The 21,616-nt window shown below is 40.2% G+C and carries 17 protein-coding genes; 15 read left to right on the forward strand and 2 right to left on the reverse strand.

Translation table 11 applies throughout. The features are described 5' to 3' along the window. Nucleotides 1-5: 5 nt before the first annotated feature. From QZ407_RS14305 to QZ407_RS14340, 8 genes are all read left to right on the forward strand, one after another. Nucleotides 6-1,337, forward strand: coding sequence for an O-antigen ligase family protein (locus QZ407_RS14305; protein WP_295772268.1), 1,332 nt, complete (start codon nt 6-8; stop codon nt 1,335-1,337). Continuing rightward, a complete protein-coding gene (locus QZ407_RS14310) occupies nt 1,297-2,763 on the forward strand; it encodes an oligosaccharide flippase family protein (RefSeq protein ID WP_295772269.1) in 1,467 nt (488 codons plus the stop codon). The genes QZ407_RS14305 and QZ407_RS14310 overlap by 41 nt, the downstream gene beginning before the upstream one ends. Further along, nucleotides 2,760-3,929 carry a glycosyltransferase family 4 protein gene (locus QZ407_RS14315; RefSeq protein WP_295772270.1) on the forward strand — a complete coding sequence of 390 codons (1,170 nt, stop codon included), beginning with the start codon at nt 2,760-2,762 and terminating at the stop codon, nt 3,927-3,929. Before QZ407_RS14310 ends, QZ407_RS14315 begins: the two co-directional genes overlap by 4 nt. Then, nucleotides 3,922-4,980, forward strand: coding sequence for an acyltransferase family protein (locus QZ407_RS14320; protein WP_295772271.1), 1,059 nt, complete (start codon nt 3,922-3,924; stop codon nt 4,978-4,980). The genes QZ407_RS14315 and QZ407_RS14320 overlap by 8 nt, the downstream gene beginning before the upstream one ends. Further along, nucleotides 4,958-5,530 carry a serine acetyltransferase gene (locus tag QZ407_RS14325; protein ID WP_295772272.1) on the forward strand — a complete coding sequence of 191 codons (573 nt, stop codon included), beginning with the start codon at nt 4,958-4,960 and terminating at the stop codon, nt 5,528-5,530. Before QZ407_RS14320 ends, QZ407_RS14325 begins: the two co-directional genes overlap by 23 nt. Continuing rightward, the gene (locus QZ407_RS14330; protein WP_295772273.1) at nt 5,505-6,611 is read left to right on the forward strand and encodes a glycosyltransferase family 4 protein; all 1,107 of its coding nucleotides are present in this window, start codon (nt 5,505-5,507) and stop codon (nt 6,609-6,611) included. Before QZ407_RS14325 ends, QZ407_RS14330 begins: the two co-directional genes overlap by 26 nt. After that, the gene (locus QZ407_RS14335) at nt 6,611-7,162 is read left to right on the forward strand and encodes a DapH/DapD/GlmU-related protein (RefSeq protein ID WP_295772274.1); all 552 of its coding nucleotides are present in this window, start codon (nt 6,611-6,613) and stop codon (nt 7,160-7,162) included. The genes QZ407_RS14330 and QZ407_RS14335 overlap by 1 nt, the downstream gene beginning before the upstream one ends. 388 nt (nt 7,163-7,550) lie before the next feature. Beyond that, a complete protein-coding gene (locus QZ407_RS14340) occupies nt 7,551-8,315 on the forward strand; it encodes a WecB/TagA/CpsF family glycosyltransferase (RefSeq protein ID WP_295772275.1) in 765 nt (254 codons plus the stop codon). Here QZ407_RS14340 and QZ407_RS14345 read toward each other — a convergent pair. Both QZ407_RS14345 and QZ407_RS14350 read right to left on the reverse strand, forming a co-directional pair. Then, a complete protein-coding gene (locus QZ407_RS14345) occupies nt 8,299-10,320 on the reverse strand; it encodes a right-handed parallel beta-helix repeat-containing protein (RefSeq protein ID WP_295772276.1) in 2,022 nt (673 codons plus the stop codon). The genes QZ407_RS14340 and QZ407_RS14345 overlap by 17 nt on opposite strands. A gap of 291 nt (nt 10,321-10,611) precedes the next feature. Continuing rightward, a complete protein-coding gene (locus QZ407_RS14350; protein WP_295772277.1) occupies nt 10,612-10,905 on the reverse strand; it encodes a hypothetical protein in 294 nt (97 codons plus the stop codon). 398 nt (nt 10,906-11,303) lie between these two features. On the opposite strand from QZ407_RS14350, the gene QZ407_RS14355 reads away from it, so the two are divergent. The 7 genes from QZ407_RS14355 (at nt 11,304) to kdpA (ending at nt 21,529) form a co-directional block, all read left to right on the forward strand. Further along, a complete protein-coding gene (locus QZ407_RS14355; RefSeq protein ID WP_295772278.1) occupies nt 11,304-12,578 on the forward strand; it encodes a hypothetical protein in 1,275 nt (424 codons plus the stop codon). A 162-nt stretch (nt 12,579-12,740) separates the two neighbouring features. Beyond that, a complete protein-coding gene (locus tag QZ407_RS14360; protein WP_295772279.1) occupies nt 12,741-13,112 on the forward strand; it encodes a hypothetical protein in 372 nt (123 codons plus the stop codon). Nucleotides 13,113-13,227: 115 nt separating this feature from the next. Beyond that, on the forward strand, nt 13,228-14,616 hold the full coding sequence (locus QZ407_RS14365; protein ID WP_295772280.1) for a TolC family protein: 1,389 nt from the start codon (nt 13,228-13,230) through the stop codon (nt 14,614-14,616). Between the two features lie 8 nt (nt 14,617-14,624). Next, nucleotides 14,625-17,879 (forward strand): efflux RND transporter permease subunit, encoded by a 3,255-nt coding sequence (locus QZ407_RS14370; RefSeq protein WP_295772281.1) that lies wholly within the window; start codon nt 14,625-14,627, stop codon nt 17,877-17,879. Between the two features lie 4 nt (nt 17,880-17,883). Further along, on the forward strand, nt 17,884-18,963 hold the full coding sequence (locus QZ407_RS14375) for an efflux RND transporter periplasmic adaptor subunit (RefSeq protein WP_295772282.1): 1,080 nt from the start codon (nt 17,884-17,886) through the stop codon (nt 18,961-18,963). A gap of 79 nt (nt 18,964-19,042) precedes the next feature. Next, entirely contained in the window at nt 19,043-19,438 is a 396-nt protein-coding gene (locus tag QZ407_RS14380) for a DUF202 domain-containing protein (protein ID WP_295772283.1), read from the forward strand. A 375-nt stretch (nt 19,439-19,813) separates the two neighbouring features. After that, nucleotides 19,814-21,529, forward strand: a complete 1,716-nt coding sequence (kdpA, locus tag QZ407_RS14385; protein WP_295772284.1) for a potassium-transporting ATPase subunit KdpA — start codon at nt 19,814-19,816, stop codon at nt 21,527-21,529. The last annotated feature ends 87 nt before the right edge of the window (nt 21,530-21,616 follow it).

The raw sequence follows: 21,616 nt of genomic DNA on the forward strand, positions 1-21,616 counted from the left end.
AGTTAATGCTGGATAAGCTGATCTATATTTTACCGGGTATAGTACTGTTATTGTTTGCTGTAAACATTTTTTACAAGGGCAATAATGTACAGTCGTACCTGCTTTTTGTGCTTACCCTTTTACCATTAATGGATTTAAAGGTTACCAACGAGGCATGGGGCGGTTTTAAGGTATTTGATGTAATATGCCTGTATAGCCTAGTATTTCTACTCAAAGAATTTACTGTAATTAACCATTACAATCCAAACGGCTTTTACTTTTTCCTTTTTGTACTGTTTGCTGCCATCGTACTGCTTGGTGGCCTGGCTTCCGAATTTCCGTCAAGGGCATACTTAAACTTTTTTAAGGTGTTGCCCATTTTTGTTTTTGCGCGTTTCTTTTTAACGGAGTGCTACAAGGATCCAACATTTCATAAAAAGGCTGTAAATGGGTTAAAAATAGCTTACGTTGGTGCATTGTCATTCCTGCTTATACAATCGGTAGTGGGTTTAAGATTTACTTTTTACCCGCAGCTTAGCCCCAATACCATTGACCCTATTTTTAAAATCATCAGGTACCCGGGTGTGTTTTATGACTCGCAAGCCAGCGGGCAGTATTTGGCATTAGGAAGCTTTTTATTTTTGTATGTTGATAAAGCAGCATCGCGCAAAGTGCATTTGCTTAACTACCTTGTATTTGTATTGGCCATTGCGGGCATAAGTTTAGCCGGTAGCCGGGCTGCGTTTGGCGGTTTTGCACTAGGGTTAATTATGGTGTTTTTTATGGCTGCGCGGCAATACCGCGTTTACGGTTTAGTTGCTGTAGTGGTTGGCTATCTTATATTTTCGTTCGTATCGCTTCAAACCGGTGTATTTGACCGTACCAAAAACTTATCAGAAGATTTCTTGTTCCGTCAGAGTATATGGAAAGAGGCGTTTGAGATATCTAAAAAGCATCCGCTGCTGGGTATAGGCTCAGGTAATTATCAAAATTATGTAATACGGCATGCACAAGGGCAGTACCTTGAAGTTGAAAACGGACAGCTGGTTTATTTTGATCAGCCCGAAAACGGCTACTTAAAAATCATGTCAGAATTAGGCTTTATAGGCTTTGGCATTTTTGTGTTGTTTTTAATAATACCATTTTTGAAGGGATTTATTTATTACATAAAGGGCATTTATAATAACAACGTTGCCTTTTTTATGGCCGGACTTATCAGTTGGGCAATAGCCTTCAATACCGTATACTCAATTTACGATTACCGTATACTAATAATGGTAGTGAGCATGATTGTACTGATTGTGTCCTACCCTGTTTATGATGATGAAGCTGAACTTATCCCGAATAAAGAAATTTGATTACCGGCAATCGACTCTGGTAAAAAATAGTATTTGGGGTATACTTGCTAACGGGCTGCAAATATTATTCGTATTCCTGTTTTTTTCTATACTGGCACGCCGGTACTCCGCCCCTGTTTTTGCCCAGTTCTTAATATCAACAACGGTATACCAGCTTATTGCTGCATTCTCATCAATGGGTTTGGGGCAATGGTTTATACGCCAATATGTAACCGAAGATGACCAGCCCGGTTTTACCGCCAAGTTTTTGAAAACGCAGTTAGGTTTGGGTATTGCTTTTTACCTGGTAAACATTGTTGTAGCGTACATGCTCTACGATGATGATCAAATCAGAAACCTTTGTTTAATACTGGGTACCAACATCATTTTTGACAACTTTATTAACGCTATTAAAAGCCTTAATGTGGTGCAAAATGAGCAACGCAAAACTGCATCTATATTAGTAATAGATGGTTTTTTAAGGTTGTTGATTGGTGTTGCGCTGTTTATTTATGTAGTGCCCATAACCCAACTTGCCGTTGCTGTAATAGTAGTAAGGTTGCTTACTTTGGGTTTGTTCATCAAGGTAGGATCATCAGATACGATAACCTTGCGGGCTATTGGGCTTGCTAAAATTAATTACGCCGATTTAAAGGGACTTATTGTTAAAAACTGGCAGTTTATTGTTATTGGCAGTATATCAATTATTTACTGGAAAATTGGTAACATATTAATTTCTAAGATACTTACGCTGCAAAGTGTGGCTAATTATGAAGTTGCCTTCCGTATATTTTCAGTGCTGCAAATAATGCCGGTTATTGCCTCAACTACCATATATCCTCAATTTATTAAGTTTTACAACGAGGGTAACCTAACAAAACTGAACAAGTTGTACAAAAATGTATTTGTGGGATATACCATATTTGCTCTTGCATCTTATACTTTTATTTATCTGTTTTCCGACTTTATTATACCTACTGCTTTTGGCAGCGGTTACCCTGGTGCGATTGAGTGTTTACAACAAATGTTTCTTACATTTTTAATATTGCCAACGGTACTTTTGCAGGCTAATTTGTTGGTTGCCATAGGTCTCGAAAAGCTGGATATGTGGTTTAACGTTGTGAGTTTATTAATTAATATTGTTGGCTGCCTGGCAGGCCTGTATTTTTTCAAGAGCCTGGCAGCGGTCAATTACTCTGTATTTGCATCGTTTTTAATATTCCACTTGTTGCAGGATTTCTCTTTGATAAAAAAGCAGTTCATGACCCTGAAACACTGCATCATATTTTATACAGCCATCAGCATTACCATATTAGGATGTATAAAATTGGCACCGTTAATAAACCCATATGCATTTTTTATGGGCTTTTTAGTGATAGCCGGCATGGCAGCCTTTGCTTTTTTTGCTAACAAAAGTGTTGATACGTTAAGCGGAGGTAAGGCATGACGGTAGCCTACTATACCTCTACGTTTTTTTTAGATTTATCGCTTGATGTAATTAATGTACTTAAGCAGCATGTTAACCTGCATGTGTTTATTGAGGTTACGACCGCCTCAAAAAATGCTACGGTTGCCAATATCAACGAGTTGCCGGCAAATAAGCTGCTGGCTAAACCAAACGAGGTTTTAAGTATAGATGCGCTTCAAAAGCTGGCGCCTTATTTTGAAGGAACGGCCAGCACGCAGTTTGTTATTCATAGCCACCCAAGCGGTTTTTCATGGTCAACCATTAAGGCCTCGCGTGCAGTTTATAATTTTATAAAGCCCTTTAAGCCTTCGGCTTTTTATTTTGAAGGATATACGTTACGAACTGTTGGCTTGCTCCCATACCTTCTTGGCATCAAAAAAGTATTTTTGACCATACATGATCCCATACCCCATACTGGCGAGGGAAGCTGGAAAATAAGTGTTCCTAATTACATGTTCTTCAAGCTTCCGCTTAAACGATTCTTTGTATTCTATTCTGAGTTTGCCAGGCAATTATTTGTAAAAAACTATGCAGGTGTAACAGGTGAAAAGTTGCTGATTGCCATGAAGCCTTACAGTTATTTCAAATTACCTTCAGCAACAGAGGTTAATACGGAGTATATATTATTTTTCGGGCGGATATCTGCTTACAAAGGTGTAGATGTATTGCTTCAGGCCATGCAGCAGGTTTTTGAGGAATACAAAAATGAAAAGCTGATTATTGCAGGCAAAAGTGCCAACGGATTTGTAATAGATGATAAGCACATTGGCACTAATAGTAACGTTGAAATAATTAACCGTTACATTGATAATGATGAATTGGTAGATTTGATAAGCCGGGCAAAATTCATTGTTTGCCCATATTTAGATGCCACGCAAAGCGGTGTTTTAATGACAGCTTTTGCGCTTAATAAAACTGTCATTGCGTCTGATGTTGGCTCTTTTCCTGAATTTATAACTGATAATTATAACGGCCTGCTGGTGCCGCCTTCAAACCCTGCATTGCTTGCTACTGCCATAAAGCGGGCACTGAAAGATGATTATTATAAAATTCTTCAAGCGAATCTTCTTCATCAGAATAACCAAACCTCATGGCAAAACAGTTTCGCTAACCTGATAAACAATCATTTAAAGCACAATGAGTAAGTTTGCCATTGGCAAAACCAGGACCGTTTGGATGGACAACTTACGTGTAGTTGCAACCATTGCCGTAATCATTATACATGTGGCTACCCCTGCTGTGTTTACACAATTCAACGTAAACAACAATCACTGGTGGATTGGAAATATTTATGCCTCAATTTGTCGTTTTTGTGTACCTGTATTTTTGATGCTAACCGGCGCTTTACTTTTGCCTCAACAACAAAATTTAAGTACGTTTTTAAATAAGCGTTTTAAGCGTGTACTATTACCATTTATATTTTGGTGCTTTGTTTATATAGCATTTAACCTGGCTTTAAAAGTTAGAGATGTAGGCACCGGTGCGGCATTAAGTAATTTACCGGTATGGTTATATGCCCAATTCACACTAGGGCCAGCACCTCATTTGTGGTATATTTATATGCTTATTGGCATTTATCTTTTTATTCCGGTTATTCAGCGGTGGGTTGTTGAAGCAAGCAACAAAGGCATCTTGTTGTTTTTGAGTATATGGTTATTAACAATTTTAGTGGGGCAGTTTGGTTTAGTGCCGGCAAACTCACCGCTTGATTTGCGTTATTTTAGCGGCTACATAGGCTATGTAATATCAGGCTATTTTATAGCACACCGGCTTTCTGTAACTGTTAATTTGAAATTAGTTGCCGTGTTTTTGTTTATTGCGGGCGTTGTAAGTACTGTATTTGGCACCTATAAATCTACACAACAAGCTGGTGCGTTTTCACATGTTTACTACGAATATTTGACTATGAATGTATTATGTGCTGCTGTGGGTATTTTTATGTTATTTAAAAGTTTTACAGCCTCTGAAACTGAAAGCACTCCAAATTTGCTAAGCAAGTTTGTGGCACGTTACGGTTACGGAATCTATCTTGCTCATTTGTTAATAATCAGCATTTTATCACATTTAAATATTGATTATAAACTTGTTACACCGGTTTTAGGCATACCGTTATCTGCAGTTATATGTATGGGCATAAGCTCAGGTTTAGTTTACATAATTCACAAGCTCCCCTATGGAAAATATTTCGCAGGATAAAATGAATTTTTTTGAATTTGTTTTTCAGGATTGGAGGGCAAATAAAGGCAATATTAAAGGGCGTTTAATTCTGGTTTTATTCAGGATTGCCAATTTTTGCGCGCGCAGAAGGATATATTATTACCTTGGGTTTTTATACCTGTTGTTTTACCGCATTTTGGTTGAATGGTTTTTTAGTACCGAAATTCCCTGGAATACAAAAATTGGCAGAAATCTCCGGCTTTATCACGGGCAGGCTTTGGTAATGACAAACCAGGTTGTAATTGGCCACAACTGCACCATAAGGCAAAGTACCACCATTGGTAATAAGCAAACCGCTACGGGTTTTAGTACCTCTCCTGTAATTGGCAATCATGTTGATGTGGGCGCCAACGTATGTATAATTGGGCCGATAACCATATCCGATTATGTTAATATTGGTTGCGGTGCAGTGGTTGTTAAAGATGTTGAACCTTACTGCGTGGTAACGGGTAACCCCGGCGTTATGCGTAAGAGAAAAGATTGGCAGGATATAAGTTTAATAAATGAGCAAACCAAGAGTATTATTTAGTGTGCCAACACGGCATCATGTTGAAATTGCGTTAGACGAGTTGGAGGGTTTGCAGGAGCTTGGTTTTGCCTGCGCAAGTTTTGATTATGCCGCCAGGGAGGGTGTTGTTTCAAAATTTGGTAGACTTAAAGTGCTTATTGAAAATGCTTTAGGGTTGGTAAAAGTGGCCCGCAGTTTTAAGCCCGACGTTATTTATTTTAATTCGCGCCTTGAAAAGTTAGCCGGCTTTCGTGATTTTATTACCATTGCTATTTGCAAAACATTATACCGTAGCCCTGTAAAGTTTGTCATTAAATCACACGGATCAGATATTGACGTTCTGCATCAATCAAATGGCTTTTGGGGGAAATTAATATTGCCTTATCTTAAAAGAAACGTAGCTGGCTGGCTTTTTTTATCAACAGAAGAAAAGCAAAAGACCATTGAGGCAAATTATCTTTCTCCTGATAATATTTTTGTCACCAAAAATATAGTTCGTACCAATCAGTTCAAGAAAGCGGCTGACTTTAAGTCAAAGCACAATATTCCCGAGCATCATTCGGTATTCCTTTTTGTAGGAAGGGTTATTGAAGAAAAAGGAATTTATGATGTAATAAAAGCGTTTGCAACAATAGCAGCTCATGATACTGATGTAACGCTAATTGTAGTTGGCGATGGTACATGCCTTAATAGTGTAAAGGATTTAAGTAAGGCCTTAAAAGTTGATAACCGTATTTATTTCACAGGTTTTATACCCGAGCAGGACGTAGTAAACTACTACGCTAATTGCGACATCCTGGTATTTCCAACTTATTTTCCCGAGGGTTTCCCTATGGCTTTGTTTAACTCGGTAGCTGCCGGTATGGCCGTGGTTACTACCCCTACCCGTGCAGCAACAGACTACCTTACTGAATATGATAACTGTATTTGGGTTGAGCCGAAAAACTCAAAAAGTGTTAATGCTGCAATGGTTAAGCTACTGAATGAGCCTGCTCTGGCTAATGCCATGAGAAGCAAAAATGTGATTAAAGGTACAGAGTTTAGCCGTGCTGTGGTATGTGGCGAATTGGCTGCTATATTAAACACAATTTATAAAGCATAATGGGAGTAGTAAGCTTTTTAAAAAAAATAAGGAACGAATTTTTAAGAAAGGTAAAGTATCGTCATTATAAAATTGCACCGGGTTTTTACAGTGGTATAAGAGTAAGAATATGGGGGAAGCAAAGGATAGAGATTGGTAAAAACTTTTACATCGGTCGCGATTCATTCATTGAAACTGATGTGGTCATAGGTGACAACGTGATTATGGCTAACCGTACTGCTATTGTTGGACGCTATGATCATCATTACCAGCAAATAGGTACCCCCACCCGTTTGGCCTCACAAATTAGAGATGCTGATTATAATTGGCACGGCCTTAATAGCTTAACCATTATTGAAAATGATGTTTGGGTAGGTTACGGAAGTACTATACTTAGTGGCGTAACTATCAAAACAGGAAGTGTAATTGCTGCCGGATCGGTAGTAACAAAAGATGTTGATGCTTACTCCATTTATGCAGGAGTGCCTGCAAAAAAGGTCAGAAATCGTTTTGAGTGTCAGGCTGATTTAGATGAACATATACGTTTAAGCGCTAAAAAAGGGCATATTTAACTAAAAATGCGTGTGAAATTGCTTAAAAGTTAACATCTGCAATTAATTTATTGGAAAATGGCCGGTGGCAACAAATTTGCCTAATATAAGTAAATCAGTTAAATCTTTTGGATTTACGGATTGTTTAACTTAACAGGAAATGAATATTTGCATTATTAAAATACTTTCTTAATAATTATTCGGACACTATTATAAGTAAAATTTAAGAAGTATAAGTTAGGCCCTATAAAAAACTTTAAGTGCTTAACTGATAAGGTATAAAACCTCTGGTTGTAAAAGTGGGATGGTGGGATGACACGGAGGTTAATTATTTTGCTTAAAATAGTGCCGGAAAGTGTTGAAAGTTAACGATTGATAACTGCAGATTAATAAAGAAGGAGATGAACTAATGGAACAAATTGAAGATGCTGAAAAATTTCTTGATTACCCGCTGTATACCAAATCGCTTAACGATCTTCCGTTAAAATCTTCGTTGTTAGTCAATACAATTAATCAGTACTCATTTTGTATGGCTAATGAAGATATGGGCTTCAAGGAGTCTTTACAAATGTCAGATGTGCTTTTGCCTGATGGTATTATGGTAGTTGCTGCCGAATATGTAATGACAGGTAAGGTAATTAAAAAAATATCGGGTGCAGACTTGCACCGCCATTTACTTGAAGATTTAAATGCTAAAGGTGGCAGCTGTTTTTATCTTGGATCGAGCCAGCAAACACTTGAAAAGATAAAAAACCGCATGGCCAAAGAATATCCTAACGTTAGAGTTGGTGTTTATTCGCCGCCGTTTGCAAAAACCTTTACTGAAGAAGAGAACGACGAAATAATTAACTCAATAAACGAGTTTAAACCTGATGTATTATTTGTTGGTATGACCGCTCCAAAACAAGAGAAATGGTCATACGCTAATAAAGACAGGATTGATGCCAAAATGATTTGTACTGTAGGCGCTGTATTTGATTTTTATGCAGGTACTATTAAACGTCCCAGTAACATTATGATTGATTTGGGTTTAGAGTGGCTGGGACGTTTGGTTAAAGAACCTAAGCGCTTGTGGAAAAGATATTTAGTTTACGGGCCGGTATTTGTTTGGCTTATTGCTAAAGAACGTGTAAAGAAAAGCTTGTTTGGCATTTTCTTTAGTCACGCCATTTAAACGACTCAATTTTTTGCTTCGATATTGCTGTGTAGGCATTGCCATGTTTAACAACAGGTTCAGCGCTTGCGATCAGCAATACCGAAGAATATGAGCCAATGACAACTTTGTCAACATATACGTTTTGATGCACATCAACGTATGGCTGTTTAAGTATTACTGTCCTAGCCTTTCCGCTGGCATTGTATTCAAAAAGTATATTGCCATTACGGGCCTCTACAGACGAGTGATCCTTTCCTGAACTTGCTTTCCAAGATGACAGCGAATAGCTTGAGTTAACATGCTTTCCGTTTTTTACGGTAGCCGCCTTAATGCTATTCGGATGATTTTTGTTATAGAAATTGCTGTCTATTTGGCCAAAAGCTTTAATGTCATCAAGGTGAGTTGAGAATTTTGCAACCGGCTGCATGTCAGATTTAGAAAAGAAAGTGTTGTTTTTAACACTATTATTTCTGATAAGGCTGCTTGTGGCAATGTAATGGTCTTGCTCCATACGCAGCTGTACGCCGTTATCAAATACAGTATTGTTAGCAATGCTTACATTTTTTGCATTATGTACTTTAATACCATTGTTGGCGCACTGCGATACGGTATTATTGTTAATAGTTACACTTTCAGAATTGTCATCAATATAAATGCCTTCAGCTTGTAAAGATTGAGTGTAAGGAGTTCCATCACTATTACCTACACCGTGTAATATGATATTGCTTATTACCTTTTTATTAACAGTTTTTGACCAGTCGCCTATATAAATACCGGCTCCATCATCTTTAGTTAGACAAAAGTAAGTAATGTGGTTGTTCTTTACAGTTGAAGCATTCCCGCCAAAATAAATACCATTGTAACCAACGCTGTCTATCCTGTTTTGCTCAATTTTAGTATTATCTCCAAAGGATGTAATTCCTTCATAAGTGCCCGAGTTACTTTTCCCCATTCCAGGCAGCAAACCTGTATTTAAAATTTCATTTTCGCGCACAATTGAATTTACACAACCGGCATCCATGTTTATGCCTCCGCTTAATGAATGGTTAATAACACAGTTTGAAACGGTTAACAAAGGGCTATAATTAGCAAACACGGCATCGGCACCTGTTAAATCAATTTTGCAGTTTTTAATAACAATGCTTCTGCTTTGAATGATGTTGAAAGCATTCTTTCCAGCGCCAGTAAAAGCAATATCATTAAAGGTTAAATACTGAAACTTTTGTATGTCAACCAGGTAATCAGCGCTGTTTGTAGTCACCGTAAATTTATCAGGATTACGGTTGCCGAAAAACACCATCATTTTGTTGCGTTGTTTGTCAAAGTACCACTCGCCCAGTACATCCAGCGTTTTTAAATTATCCTGAATAAAGTAACCGTATTTGTTAGTAGGAGCATAGGTGGTATTACCTGGCTCGTAGTTGATGGTTGAGCCGGTTTGCGAAACAATTTTGTTTCGGTCAATTATCCAGCGGTTTTTTCTGATCACTACCTCACCGCTGCTCCAGTTTGAAGTTGCCGGTAATTGGTTATCTGTAATTGACGTATTACCATCGTGGTTTTGAAAGGTAAGATAACCTTTGTTTGGATACCTGCCCATTGCCTGTTGTTTGCCATTCATTAAAAGCATTGTACTTCCAACTGCACAAGGAGCTTCGTAAATGCCGCTCTTTACCATTGTCCAGCCGGTAACAGGTTTAAGTGTGGTTATTTGAGGCTGTGCACCATTGCCATAAGCGCCAAAGCAGATAGGAGCGAACACAGCACCTGATTTGGTTACCACGATGCTTCCATTAAATACATCGCCGCGTTTGAATAATACAGAGTCGCCCGAATTTAAATTTTTGAAGAAAGAGTTTAGCTTATCAATAGACTTCCATGGAGTTTGAGGGTTTCTGGCCTCTAAGCTTGTATATGAATCATTGCCTGCAGTACTTGAAAAGTAGTACGTAGTTGCATGCGTGTTTTTGCAAAATGCTATAAAACTAAAACCAATAAGTAACTGCACAAATCCTTTTTTCATATAAATACGCCAAGCGTTTATTTATCAGTGTCCTAAAAGAAGCACATGCACACAGTTAAATTTATATTAACACAAAGAATAATGTGTGTGCTATGCGTTTAATTACAGCTGTTTACGCTAAGGTAGGAATTTTTGTTTCAAGAAATATGCAATTGTGTAGCATAAATCAAACAACTGGTGTATTTAAAACTATACTTATTCGGAAAGATTAGGGCATGCCAAAACACATTCTATTGTCAAACAAAATGTGTTTTAATTACAACAAAAAGTGGTTATAAGATAAAGAGCTTATTACGGTGTGACAACTACTGGAGTTCTTACTTTGCTCTTGAGCATATTAAGCTGCATCTCCAACGCTTTAATCATAAACTCATCATTAAGATTGGAAACGTAGTTTGATACCGTTTGGTTGTCTTCTACATCAAAAGCAAGTAGCGCGAAGCCACAGTCGGGCAGTTCTTTTTTAAGACGTCCCGCCAACTCAAGCATCTTCTTATCATTGATTTTCTTCGCCTTCACCTTCGTATGTATATAAAATAATTGTAACTGTTCTCTAACCCTGCTCTTGAAATCAACAAGCCTCATGTTGGCTTATACGGGCTCAAATGTTTTAAGTTACAATAAAATGAATTAGTTAATATTTAATGGTACCAATGTTTAAACAATTATAAAAATTAAATGCCTCATTCGGAAAAGGCTTTTGCAAATGAAACCAGCAGTTAATAAAGTTATCTTCATATTTATCTAATTGCAGATAAGATTAATACGCACTTTAAATTGCTCAGGCGCATGGTATTTATACAGGTTTAAAAATGATAATATCTGCTTAACATTTACCTGCCAGAAATTAAACATTTTTGGTTATTGCTTTTGTGTGTATTAATTTAAGTCAAAGAAAAATTAGATGTAATTTATTTTTGAAATTTAACTGCAACAAAGTAATTTGTAAACGCGTAAGAAAAAACTTTCCCCTAATTGGTTTTATGCTGCGATCGAAGATACTTATATTTTTATGCCTGCTGTTAGCAGCTACAGGCTGTATAAAAAAGAACCTTATTCCGGGAGGATCATCAGGTTATCATGAAACAGGTGCTGATAAATCAGTTACAGATACTGCTAAATTGCCTGCCGGTTTGCCGCGTAAGTTGGCATTTGGTACCGAGGGTGATGTATCGGTAAGTAATCAGTTTATTGCAGAATGTGATTATCAATACCAATACCTGGCCGGTGATATATTTTCAAACGGGTGGACAACCTGGAATGCTCCCAGCGGCCAGTTTGCACGTAACTTTTTGAATAAAATGGGCCAGATGGGTAAAACACCCGTATTTACCTATTATAATATAGTACCAGCCAAACATCGTTTCGAGGATCCGGGCTTTACCAACCTTAATGATGCTGAAGTAATGAATAAGTACTTTGACGATTGGAAGTTTTTACTTCAAATTTGTAACAGCTACGGTAAAAAGGTAATTATTCACTACGAGCCTGATTTATTCGGGTACATGCAAATGTATAAAGGTGATGCGGTCAAAAGTGTTGTTAAGGTAGGCTTAAGTAAGCAGGCTGATGTATTATCATTTAGCAACGATGCTAAGGGACTGGCACAGGCTATAGTAAGTATGCGTAACAAATATGCACCCAATGTAATTTTAGGATGGCACGCATCACAATGGGCTACAGGTGTTGATGTTATAAGACATAAGCATAATCCCGAAGAGGTAGCAAGCCAAACGGCAGACTACTACAAGTCATTACAAGCAAATTTCGACATCATTTTTTCGGAGTTTGCCGATCGTGATGCCGGGTTTGACTTATTGGTTAGGAAGAAAAGTGATCCTATGTGGTCTGCCATTGGCGATAAATCAAACAACAACCTAAGTGATTTTGACCGCTTTCAGCGCTTTTTAAAAAAGCTTAATTTAAACACAGGTAAAAAAATAATATTGTGGCAAATTCCGGTAGGCAACACGCTTACTAACACATGTAACAATACGCCAGGCCACTATAAAGACAATCGTGCTGAGTACTTTTTGAAACCGGTAATTGATGATAACAATGTTGAAAAGTTGCTTGATTATCAAAGGGCCGGTGTGGTAGCCTTTTTATTTGGCCGTGGTGCCGAGGAGTGCACCAGCTTTTATGATTTAAAAAACAACGGTGTTACAGGCCCCAATGAAACCGCTGATGATGACGGCGGCTTTTTACGCAAAGGCATAAAAGCATACTATCAAAAAGGCGCGTTGCCATTAAATTAAATTTACGAAATTTATTAAAAAGGGAGGCTTTAAAACGCCTCCTTTTTGCATTTTGTATAGGTGATTAGTTTACGGTAGTCTTGCAACTTTTCCGTTACTATAACTAAGTGATGCTATAAAACGCCAACTTTATACGTTAAATACTGAGTGCAGTACTAATTAATGAATAAGACAAATACTTTTAAACTCATACTATGCCTTGCAGCAATATTATTTATTGCCAAGCCATTTATGGGCTACACGGTATTTGAGCGCCTGCACGATAAAGAAGAAACAAACCTACTGGTAAAAATATTTGCCAAGCGCAAGCCTGAATTTTTAGATGAGGCCGCTGCAAAATCGGCCACTGTAAAACAGCTGCTGCGTCAAAATGCTAAAGCATTTAATTTAACGCTAAGTACGCTGCTGGTTACACTGTTCAGTTACTTTGCCACACGTTTTAAGGCATTATCTGCCCTCTCAAAATTACATCATAATGTTGTTGCCTCCTGTGCAACGCCAATTTATCTGCTTAACCGTAGTCTTACTATTTGATTTTCATTTGCTGTTATTTAGTTGCTCTGCCTTTGCAAAGGTGGTGTAATTCTGTTGCGCAATTTCACCGCGCTGTTTAGTTATCCAGCATTGTTTCAAATTATTAAAATTCAAAATGCTACGTTTTAAACTTAGCTGGTGCCTTGGCTTTTTGCTGTTGGCACCCCGGCTATTACATGCACAGGCTCAGCCGAGTATGAGCTTAAAGTACCTGCTGCAAAAAGTCAGTCAATCGGCTCCTACGCTTTTAACAGATTCATCGGCTATATTAATTAAAGAGGCACAAGCCCGCGAAACCGGGTTAAACTGGCTTCCTAATTTAAAGCTAAACTACCAGGCCAATATTGGTACCAACAATAACGTGGCCGGACCATATTTTGGTTATGGCATAGTACCATCAAACAACCGTGGAGTGCGCGACGAAAGCAACACCACTAACGTTTTAGCCAACCTGGGTATTGCTGCGTTTGATTGGGAGCTGTACAATTTCGGATCATACAGGGCGCAAAACAAAGCAGCCGAAGCTGATATTGAAGTGCAAAAAACCCAGTTTGCTACATCAAAGTACAACCTGGAGGCTTATACTATTGAAAATTACCTGCAGCTTTTACGCCTGCAGGAGTATGAGGTTATACAGCTTCGCAACATTGAGCGTAATAAAGAAATACGCAGATCGATAAGGGCATTAGCCCGCAGTGGCATACGCGCAGGTGTTGATACCAGTATTGCCGAAGCCGAGCTTTCAAAATCGAGACTGAATTATATTGAGCTTACTAACCAATCAAAGCAAATACAGCTTAAACTTTCGGCCATCAGTGGGCTGCCTTATCAAACCATTATCCCCGATACTACGGCCGAAAGCAAGCTGTTCGGACAATCGGCCGAAATGAAGTTGTTTAACGCCGACACCCTTAACCACCCGCTCGTAAGCTATTATTCGTCATTATATAACAGCAGCTTACAGCGCGAGGAGGCGGTAAAGAAAAGCTATAACCCAAAAGTATTGTTACAAGCAGCAGTTTGGGGCCGTGGTGCAAGTTTAGATGCCGAGCAGAACTTTAAGCCATTGCATACAGGCTGGGGTTTTCAGCGCGAAAATTATTTGATTGGTGTGGGAATCACTTATAATTTGTTTGATATAAAGCGCAAGCAAATTAAGGTGAATACACAAAAGCTAACATCGCAGTATGCGCTTAACAAACTGAACGAACAGCGAACCCTGCTTAACGCAAGCGCCGTACAGGCCGATGCTAATGTGAGTGCTGCTTTAGAACGATTGAATGAAATACCCAATCAGCTAAAGGCAGCCAATGCAGCTTACCGTCAAAAGTTCTCGCTTTATAAAAACGGACTTACCGACATTATCGAGCTTAACGCCGCACTTAACCTGCTTTACCGGGCCGAAATTGATTTAATATCAGCAAGGTATAGTTACGTGCAGGCGCTGTTTCAAAAGGCAGTAACCGAAAACCAGGTCAATACAGTTATCAATCTACTTAATTAATAAGAGCTATGTCAATGGTTACATCAGCGCTAAAAAGGCCGGTTACAACAGTAATTATAACCATAAGCCTTTTACTGTTTTCGGTACTCAGCGCTATTAAAATACCGATAGATATTTTTCCGCAGTTAAACATGCCTACCATGTACGTAATCGAATCATACGGGGGAATGTCGCCGCAGCAAATGGAGGGCTTTTTTTCAACCCGTTTACAAGATCAGTTTTTGTACGTAAACGGTATTAAAAGCATCACCGCAAAAAACATACAGGGCTTAACCATGCTCAAACTCATGTTTTACGAAGGCACTGACATGGGTGAGGCCTCGGCACAGGTAGCCTTGCAGGTAAACCGCTCCATGAAATTCTTCCCGCCCGGTGCATTGCCACCACAGGTGTTGCGTTTTGATGCATCATCATTGCCGGTGGGGCAGCTGGTTATGTCCTCAGAAACACGCAGCCTTAAAGACATTTATGATTTAGCAACCACCCGTGTACGGCCAACCTTCTCGTCTGTTCCGGGGCTTTCGGCACCGCCGCCGTTTGGGGCAAATTCACGTTCGGTTATCATCAACGTTGATCCTACAAAAATGCGCAGCTACAGCCTTACACCCGATGAAGTGGTTGCCTCGTTGGCCAAGTACAACGTAATGTCGCCTTCGGGTAACCTGCGTATGAACAATACCATGTACGTTACTACCATGAATTCGCTCATTAAACAGGTGGAAGATTTTGGTAACATACCAGTCATTAGCAAAAACGGGTCGCCGGTGTTTATCAAAGATGTGGCGCGGGTAAGCGATGGTGCCGATGTTACGGTAAGTTATGCACTAATCAACGGAAAACGCTCAGTATATATCCCTGCTGTTAAAACGGCCGACGCATCTACCTGGGCTGTAGTGCAAGCCCTGAAAGCAAAAATACCCGATATGCAAAGCTTGCTGCCTGATGATGTTAAGGTATCATATGAATTTGACCAATCAGTATTCGTTATAAACGCAGTTGAGAGCTTGCTTACCGAGGGCGGCCTGGGAGCCATACTAACCGGCTTAATGGTACTGCTCTTTTTGCGCGATTGGCGCAGCAGTTTAATTGTAGTAATCACCATTCCGGTATCTATCATTATTGGCGTTATGCTGCTTGGTTTTTTTGGACAAACCATCAACATTATGACGTTGAGCGGATTGGCGCTGGCAATTGGTATTCTTGTAGATCAGGCTACGGTAACCATTGAGAACATACACCAGCACCTTGAAATGGGCAAATCAAAAAAGCGTGCTATTTATGATGCCTGTGAGGAAATCGCCTTTCCGTTGCTGCTTATTTTGCTCTGTATACTGGCTGTATTTGCACCATCATTTATGATGCAGGGCGTGCCCCGTGCTATGTTCCTGCCGTTATCGCTATCCATAGGTTTAACCATGATTGTGTCGTACATTATTGCACAAACACTGGTGCCAATTTTAAGTAACTGGATGATTAAGGCCGAACAATATCAGCATTATCACCATGAAGAAGTACATGCCCATGCCGGCGAAGCGCTTGACAATGAAGAAAGGCAGCAGGTTAAGCAACACCTGCATGAAGAGAAAAGTCACCCTGAGCAAAATGACTTGTTTGAGCGCATAAAACTGCGCTTCATGAATGTATTACAGCGCTGGATGCCTGCCAGAAAACCTATTGTAATTGCTTACCTTATTGGAGTGCTTGCGCTTGCTTTAGGCGGCTTTATTATTATTGGTAAAGATATGATGCCTAAACTCAACAACGGGCAATTCCAAATTCGTATCAAAGAGCCCGATGGCACCCGTTTGGAGCGAACAGAGGCCAAGCTTAAGCAAGTGCTGCAAATTATTGACAGTACATCAAACCATCATGTGGCTATAAGCTCAGGCTATGTTGGCCTTATTCCCAGCAGTTATGGCGTGAGTAACTTGTACGTGTTTAACACAGGTACGCATGAAGCCATACTGCAGGTAAACCTTGATGCGGAGTACAAAGTAAACATGGACGATTTTAAGGAAGCGCTGCGCAAAAACATTGCCTATGCCATGCCCGAGCTGAGGATAACCTTTGAACCTATTGACATGACCGAGAAGATTATGAGCCAGGGCGCCGCAACTCCTATTGAGGTTACCGTTGCAGGTAAAGACATGGCTCAAATTGAGGCGTTCAGCAATAAGCTGGTAAACAAGCTCAAAAAAATTGATTACCTGCGAGATGTGCAGATTGCCCAGCCTCTAAAGTTTCCGGTAGTGAAAATTACGCTTGACAGGCTAAAGTTAGCACAAATGGGTTTAAGCGTTAGCGAAATTGCACGCTCGGTTACTGCAAGTACATCATCAAGCCGTTTCTCCGAAAAAAACCAGTGGTTGGATGAAAAAGCATCTAATACTTACCAGGTGCAGGTGCAGATACCCGAATACGTAATGAATAACATGGACGAAATACGTGAGATACCACTGGTAAAAGGGCAAAGCACGCCGGTATTGGGCGATGTTGCTCAGTTTAAGACTGTGTATGTACCCGGCGAGTACGACCGGATGGGGCCACGACGGTATTTAACGGTAAGTGCAAACATTCACTATAAGGATTTGGGCACGGCTACCACTGCCGTTCAAAAGGCAGTTGATGAGTTAGGTACGCCACCTAAAGGTATTGTAACCCAGGTTCAGGGCATGTCGGGCTTGTTAACAGAAACACTCTCCAGCTTGCAAAATGGTTTGTTGTTTGCCATTTTGGTTATCTTCCTTTTACTTGCAGCCAACTACCAATCTGTTAAATTATCGCTAACGGTACTGTCAACCGTGCCTGCAGTGGTGCTTGGGTCTATAGCGGCATTGCTGCTTACGGGTTCAACGCTTAACCTGCAAAGCTATATGGGTATGATTATGTCGGTAGGGGTTTCGGTGGCTAACGCCATTCTTATTGTTACCAATGCCGAAAAGCTCCGCCTTGATTACCGCGACGCTACCAAAGCCAGCGTTACCAGTGCTTCAGTACGTTTACGCCCTATTTTAATGACCAGTTTGGCCATGATAGCCGGTATGATACCGATGGCATCGGGCATGGGCGAAGCCGGCGAACAAAGTGCACCGCTTGGCCGTGCGGTTATTGGTGGTTTATTTGCATCAACCATTGCTGCCCTGTTTATACTGCCGCTGGTTTTTGCGTGGGTGCAAAATAAATCAACCTACCAGTCACCATCATTAATGCCCGATAATGAATCATTAGTTCCAACTAACGAAACCTTGCAATTAAATCAATAATAAAATGAGATCTAAAATATTTGCAGTATTGTTTTCAGCCATTGCTTTAAGCAGCTGCTCGCACGCTGATAAACCGGTAGATATGACGGAAAAGAAAGCCGCTACCGATAAATTTGAAACCGGTACAGTTTCTGAAAAGGCGCTATCGAGTTATGTACGCTTACCGGGGCAATTAAAGCCGTTTAACGAGGTAAATATATTTGCCAAAATAAACAGCTTTGTTAAGCAAATGAACGTCGATCGCGGCTCTTTGGTGAAAAAAGGGCAACTACTGGCTGTACTTGAAGCCCCCGAAATGCTGTCGCAGGTGCAATCGGCCAATGCCCGTTTTTTGCAGGCGCAGGAATCAGCCAATGCAAGCCGCGAAAAATACCGCCGTTTAAAAGAAGCAGCCAAAGAAGAAGGAGCGGTATCACCGCTAGATTTGGATAACGCACTTTCAAAAATGAAGGCCGATGAGGCTGTGGTATTGTCAGAGCGGTCAAATGCGGCATCCATGCGTGATATACAATCATACTTAAATATTCGTGCACCTTTTGATGGCATGATTGTACAGCGTAACGTATCGTCAGGCGCTTTGGTGGGGCCGGGCAAATCAACTGACCAGCCTATGCTGGTTTTACAGGATACTCGTAAGCTAAGGTTGGAGGTAATGATACCCGAAGCCTATGTAGATAAAGTGGATCTTAAACAAAAAGTATCTTTTGTGTTTAACGCCCTGCCCGGTAAAGACAATAAGGCCTTCATCAGCCGCTCGGCCAATGCTTTGGGTAACCAGCGTTCAGAGGCAATTGAAGTTGATGTTCCCAACGCCGATCAGCGTTTAAAACCAGGCATGTACGGTGAAGTTAAAATACCGCTTGTGCTGGGTGCAAAATCCTTAACTGTACCTAATAATGCCATAGTACGTTCAACCGAACGTGAGTATGTTATTAAAATTAAAGAAGGTAAAGCCGTATTTGCCGACGTTAAAGAGGGTGTAATTGGAGACGATCATACCGAAGTATTTGGCAACATTAAAGCGGGAGATAAAATTTTGCTTCATGCCAGTGATGAAATTAAAGAGGGGCAAGCTATAGATTAGTATTTCCACATCATAAAGTTAAACTATAGGAAACTTTTAGCCATGCTGTTTTGTGATTAATTTAAATGGCATTGAAGTAATGAGTGAACTTAACAACGAGAGGAAAGGCTATAGTAACCCGGCAGACCATTTAGCTAACGAACGTACATTTTTAGCCTGGATAAGAACAAGTATAGCATTAATGGGCTTTGGTTTTGTTGTTGTGAAGTTTGCTTTGTTTTTAAAGCAAATATCGATTGTGATCAATAACCCTGCTGTAGTAACACCCTCCCGTGGGTACTCGGCAGAAATTGGGATATTTTTGGTAGCAATTGGCGTTTTAATGGCTATTTACGCATACATACGTTATCGCATAACCGAAAAGCAATTGTTAACAGCAACATTTAAACCGTCGTATGTACTGGCCATATCACTTACTGTATTAATTTTGATAGCTGGGGTGTTGCTGGTTGCATACCTTATTCCGCACAGGTAGTTATCATATGTAAGGCTTAACCAAGGCCGTTAAAACCATTATACCTTTCAGTTTTGAAAAACGACCCTTCCATTTTGGAAGGGTTTTTTTATGTCCAAAAATTCGGAAATAATTTAATGTGCTGTTTTTGAGTGAATTAATTATTTGGCGTACGTGCGGGCATTGCGTTTGGCTACATGGTTTTCAAAAAGTAATAAAAATGATCACTGCACTACTCATCCTGGCCATACTGCTTTGCATGTGGCTGTTCTTTAAATCTGTTGACTGGTTCGAAAAAATCTAAAATTATGATAGCCTTATTCATCATCTCCATAGCCGTATTTATATACATGATTTACGTGCTGCTAAAACCCGAAAAATTTTAACTAACACCTCATGAACTCAGAAATATCAGGCGTAGTTGCCTCTTTCTTGATTACCCTGCTCATTGCCGTACCGCTGGGTAAGTACCTGGCTAAAATGTTTGCCGGTGAACGTGTATGGACCGATTTTATGAAGCCTTTAGAAAACGGGCTCTTCAAAATATCGGGGATACGCCCCAACGAGCCTATGGACTGGAAACAGTTTTTAAAGGCCATGCTAACCATTAACCTGCTTTGGCTTGTTTATGGCTTTTTTGTATTAATATACCAGGATAAACTGCCGCTAAACCCAGATGGTAACACGGGTATGACGCCTGATTTGGCTTTTAACACCATCATAAGCTTTGTTGTAAACTGCGACTTGCAGCACTACTCGGGCGAGAGTGGCGTAACATACCTTACTCAGCACATTATAATGATGTTTTTAATGTTTACCAGTGCGGCAACGGGTATTGCAGCGGCTGTAGGTTTATTCAAAGCCTTTCGCGACAAAACGGTTGATAACATTGGTAACTTTTGGGAGTTTTTTGTTAAAGCAATTACCCGTTTATTGCTGCCTCTGTCTATAGTAGTTGCCGTAATACTCGCTTTTAACGGCACACCATCAAGCTATGCCAGTAAAGATCAGTTCATATCGCTTCAGGGCGACACCGTAAATGTTTCGCGCGGCCCGGCAGCAGAAATGATTGCCATTAAACACCTGGGTACCAATGGTGGTGGCTGGTTTGGCGTCAACTCTGCTCACCCGCTTGAGAACCCGACGTATGTAACCAACATGACCGAGATCATATCACAAATGATCATTCCCATGGCTATGATAATAGCTTTTGGTTACTTCATTCGCCGTAGAAAACTTGGCTGGGTAATTTTTGGCGTAATGACTATAGGCATGTTTATGCTTATGATTCCAACTATAAGCAGTGAGTTGGGTGGTAACCCTAACATTGCCAAAATGGGGGTTACTCAAGCCACCGGTGCTATGGAAGGTAAAGAGGTACGCATTGGTCCTATGGCCACCGGTTACTGGAGCACCTTAACCACCATAGTTTCAACCGGATCTGTAAACAGCATGCATGACAGTGCTATGCCGCTTACCGGTGTATGGCAATTGCTGGGTATGATGATAAACGGCTTTTTTGGTGGGTGTGGTGTTGGTATACTTAACTACTTCATTTACTTGATTATAGCCGTATTTATATCTGGCTTAATGGTTGGCCGCACACCGGAGTTTTTGGGGCACAAAGTTGAAGCCCGTGAGGTTAAAATAGCCGCATTGGTAACACTTATAAGTCCGTTGCTGATAATGGCAGGTACAGCAATTGCCGCATTTGTATTCAGCACTTATGGCAATGCCGATTGGGCTGTTAAACCATCAAATTGGTTAAACAATCCTGGTTTCCACGGTTTTTCGGAGATGCTTTATGAGTTTACATCTGCCAACGCAAATAACGGTTCGGGCTTTGAAGGGCTGGGCGATAACAACGTATTCTGGAATGTTAGCACCGGCTTCGTGCTCATACTCGGCCGCTTCCTGCCAATTATTGGTCCGGTTGCCATTGCGGGTATGCTTGCTAAAAAGAAATACATACCCGAGTCGGCAGGTACGTTACGTACTGATACCGTAACCTTTGGTATGATGACTTTAGCGGTTATACTGGTACTCAATGCCCTTTCTTATTTCCCGGCATTGGCTCTTGGTCCGCTGGCCGAATATTTCAGCATGCGCTAAGCGCACCTTTACCTCAGCTATACTGAAAACTTTAGGGTAATTATTAAATAAATAATACGCTTCATAAACATGCTTACCTACAGGTAA

It is taken from the genome of uncultured Mucilaginibacter sp. (assembly GCF_913773635.1).
GTDB lineage: Bacteria > Bacteroidota > Bacteroidia > Sphingobacteriales > Sphingobacteriaceae > Mucilaginibacter.

Coding starts and splice junctions, on each gene's coding strand:
- QZ407_RS14305 (WP_295772268.1), top strand. CDS start 6: ATGCTGGATAAGCTGATCTATATTTTACCGGGTATAGTACTGTTATTG.
- QZ407_RS14310 (WP_295772269.1), top strand. CDS start 1,297: ATGATGATGAAGCTGAACTTATCCCGAATAAAGAAATTTGATTACCGG.
- QZ407_RS14315 (WP_295772270.1), top strand. CDS start 2,760: ATGACGGTAGCCTACTATACCTCTACGTTTTTTTTAGATTTATCGCTT.
- QZ407_RS14320 (WP_295772271.1), top strand. CDS start 3,922: ATGAGTAAGTTTGCCATTGGCAAAACCAGGACCGTTTGGATGGACAAC.
- QZ407_RS14325 (WP_295772272.1), top strand. CDS start 4,958: ATGGAAAATATTTCGCAGGATAAAATGAATTTTTTTGAATTTGTTTTT.
- QZ407_RS14330 (WP_295772273.1), top strand. CDS start 5,505: ATGAGCAAACCAAGAGTATTATTTAGTGTGCCAACACGGCATCATGTT.
- QZ407_RS14335 (WP_295772274.1), top strand. CDS start 6,611: ATGGGAGTAGTAAGCTTTTTAAAAAAAATAAGGAACGAATTTTTAAGA.
- QZ407_RS14340 (WP_295772275.1), top strand. CDS start 7,551: ATGGAACAAATTGAAGATGCTGAAAAATTTCTTGATTACCCGCTGTAT.
- QZ407_RS14345 (WP_295772276.1), bottom strand. CDS start 10,320: ATGAAAAAAGGATTTGTGCAGTTACTTATTGGTTTTAGTTTTATAGCA.
- QZ407_RS14350 (WP_295772277.1), bottom strand. CDS start 10,905: ATGAGGCTTGTTGATTTCAAGAGCAGGGTTAGAGAACAGTTACAATTA.
- QZ407_RS14355 (WP_295772278.1), top strand. CDS start 11,304: ATGCTGCGATCGAAGATACTTATATTTTTATGCCTGCTGTTAGCAGCT.
- QZ407_RS14360 (WP_295772279.1), top strand. CDS start 12,741: ATGAATAAGACAAATACTTTTAAACTCATACTATGCCTTGCAGCAATA.
- QZ407_RS14365 (WP_295772280.1), top strand. CDS start 13,228: ATGCTACGTTTTAAACTTAGCTGGTGCCTTGGCTTTTTGCTGTTGGCA.
- QZ407_RS14370 (WP_295772281.1), top strand. CDS start 14,625: ATGTCAATGGTTACATCAGCGCTAAAAAGGCCGGTTACAACAGTAATT.
- QZ407_RS14375 (WP_295772282.1), top strand. CDS start 17,884: ATGAGATCTAAAATATTTGCAGTATTGTTTTCAGCCATTGCTTTAAGC.
- QZ407_RS14380 (WP_295772283.1), top strand. CDS start 19,043: ATGAGTGAACTTAACAACGAGAGGAAAGGCTATAGTAACCCGGCAGAC.
- kdpA (WP_295772284.1), top strand. CDS start 19,814: ATGAACTCAGAAATATCAGGCGTAGTTGCCTCTTTCTTGATTACCCTG.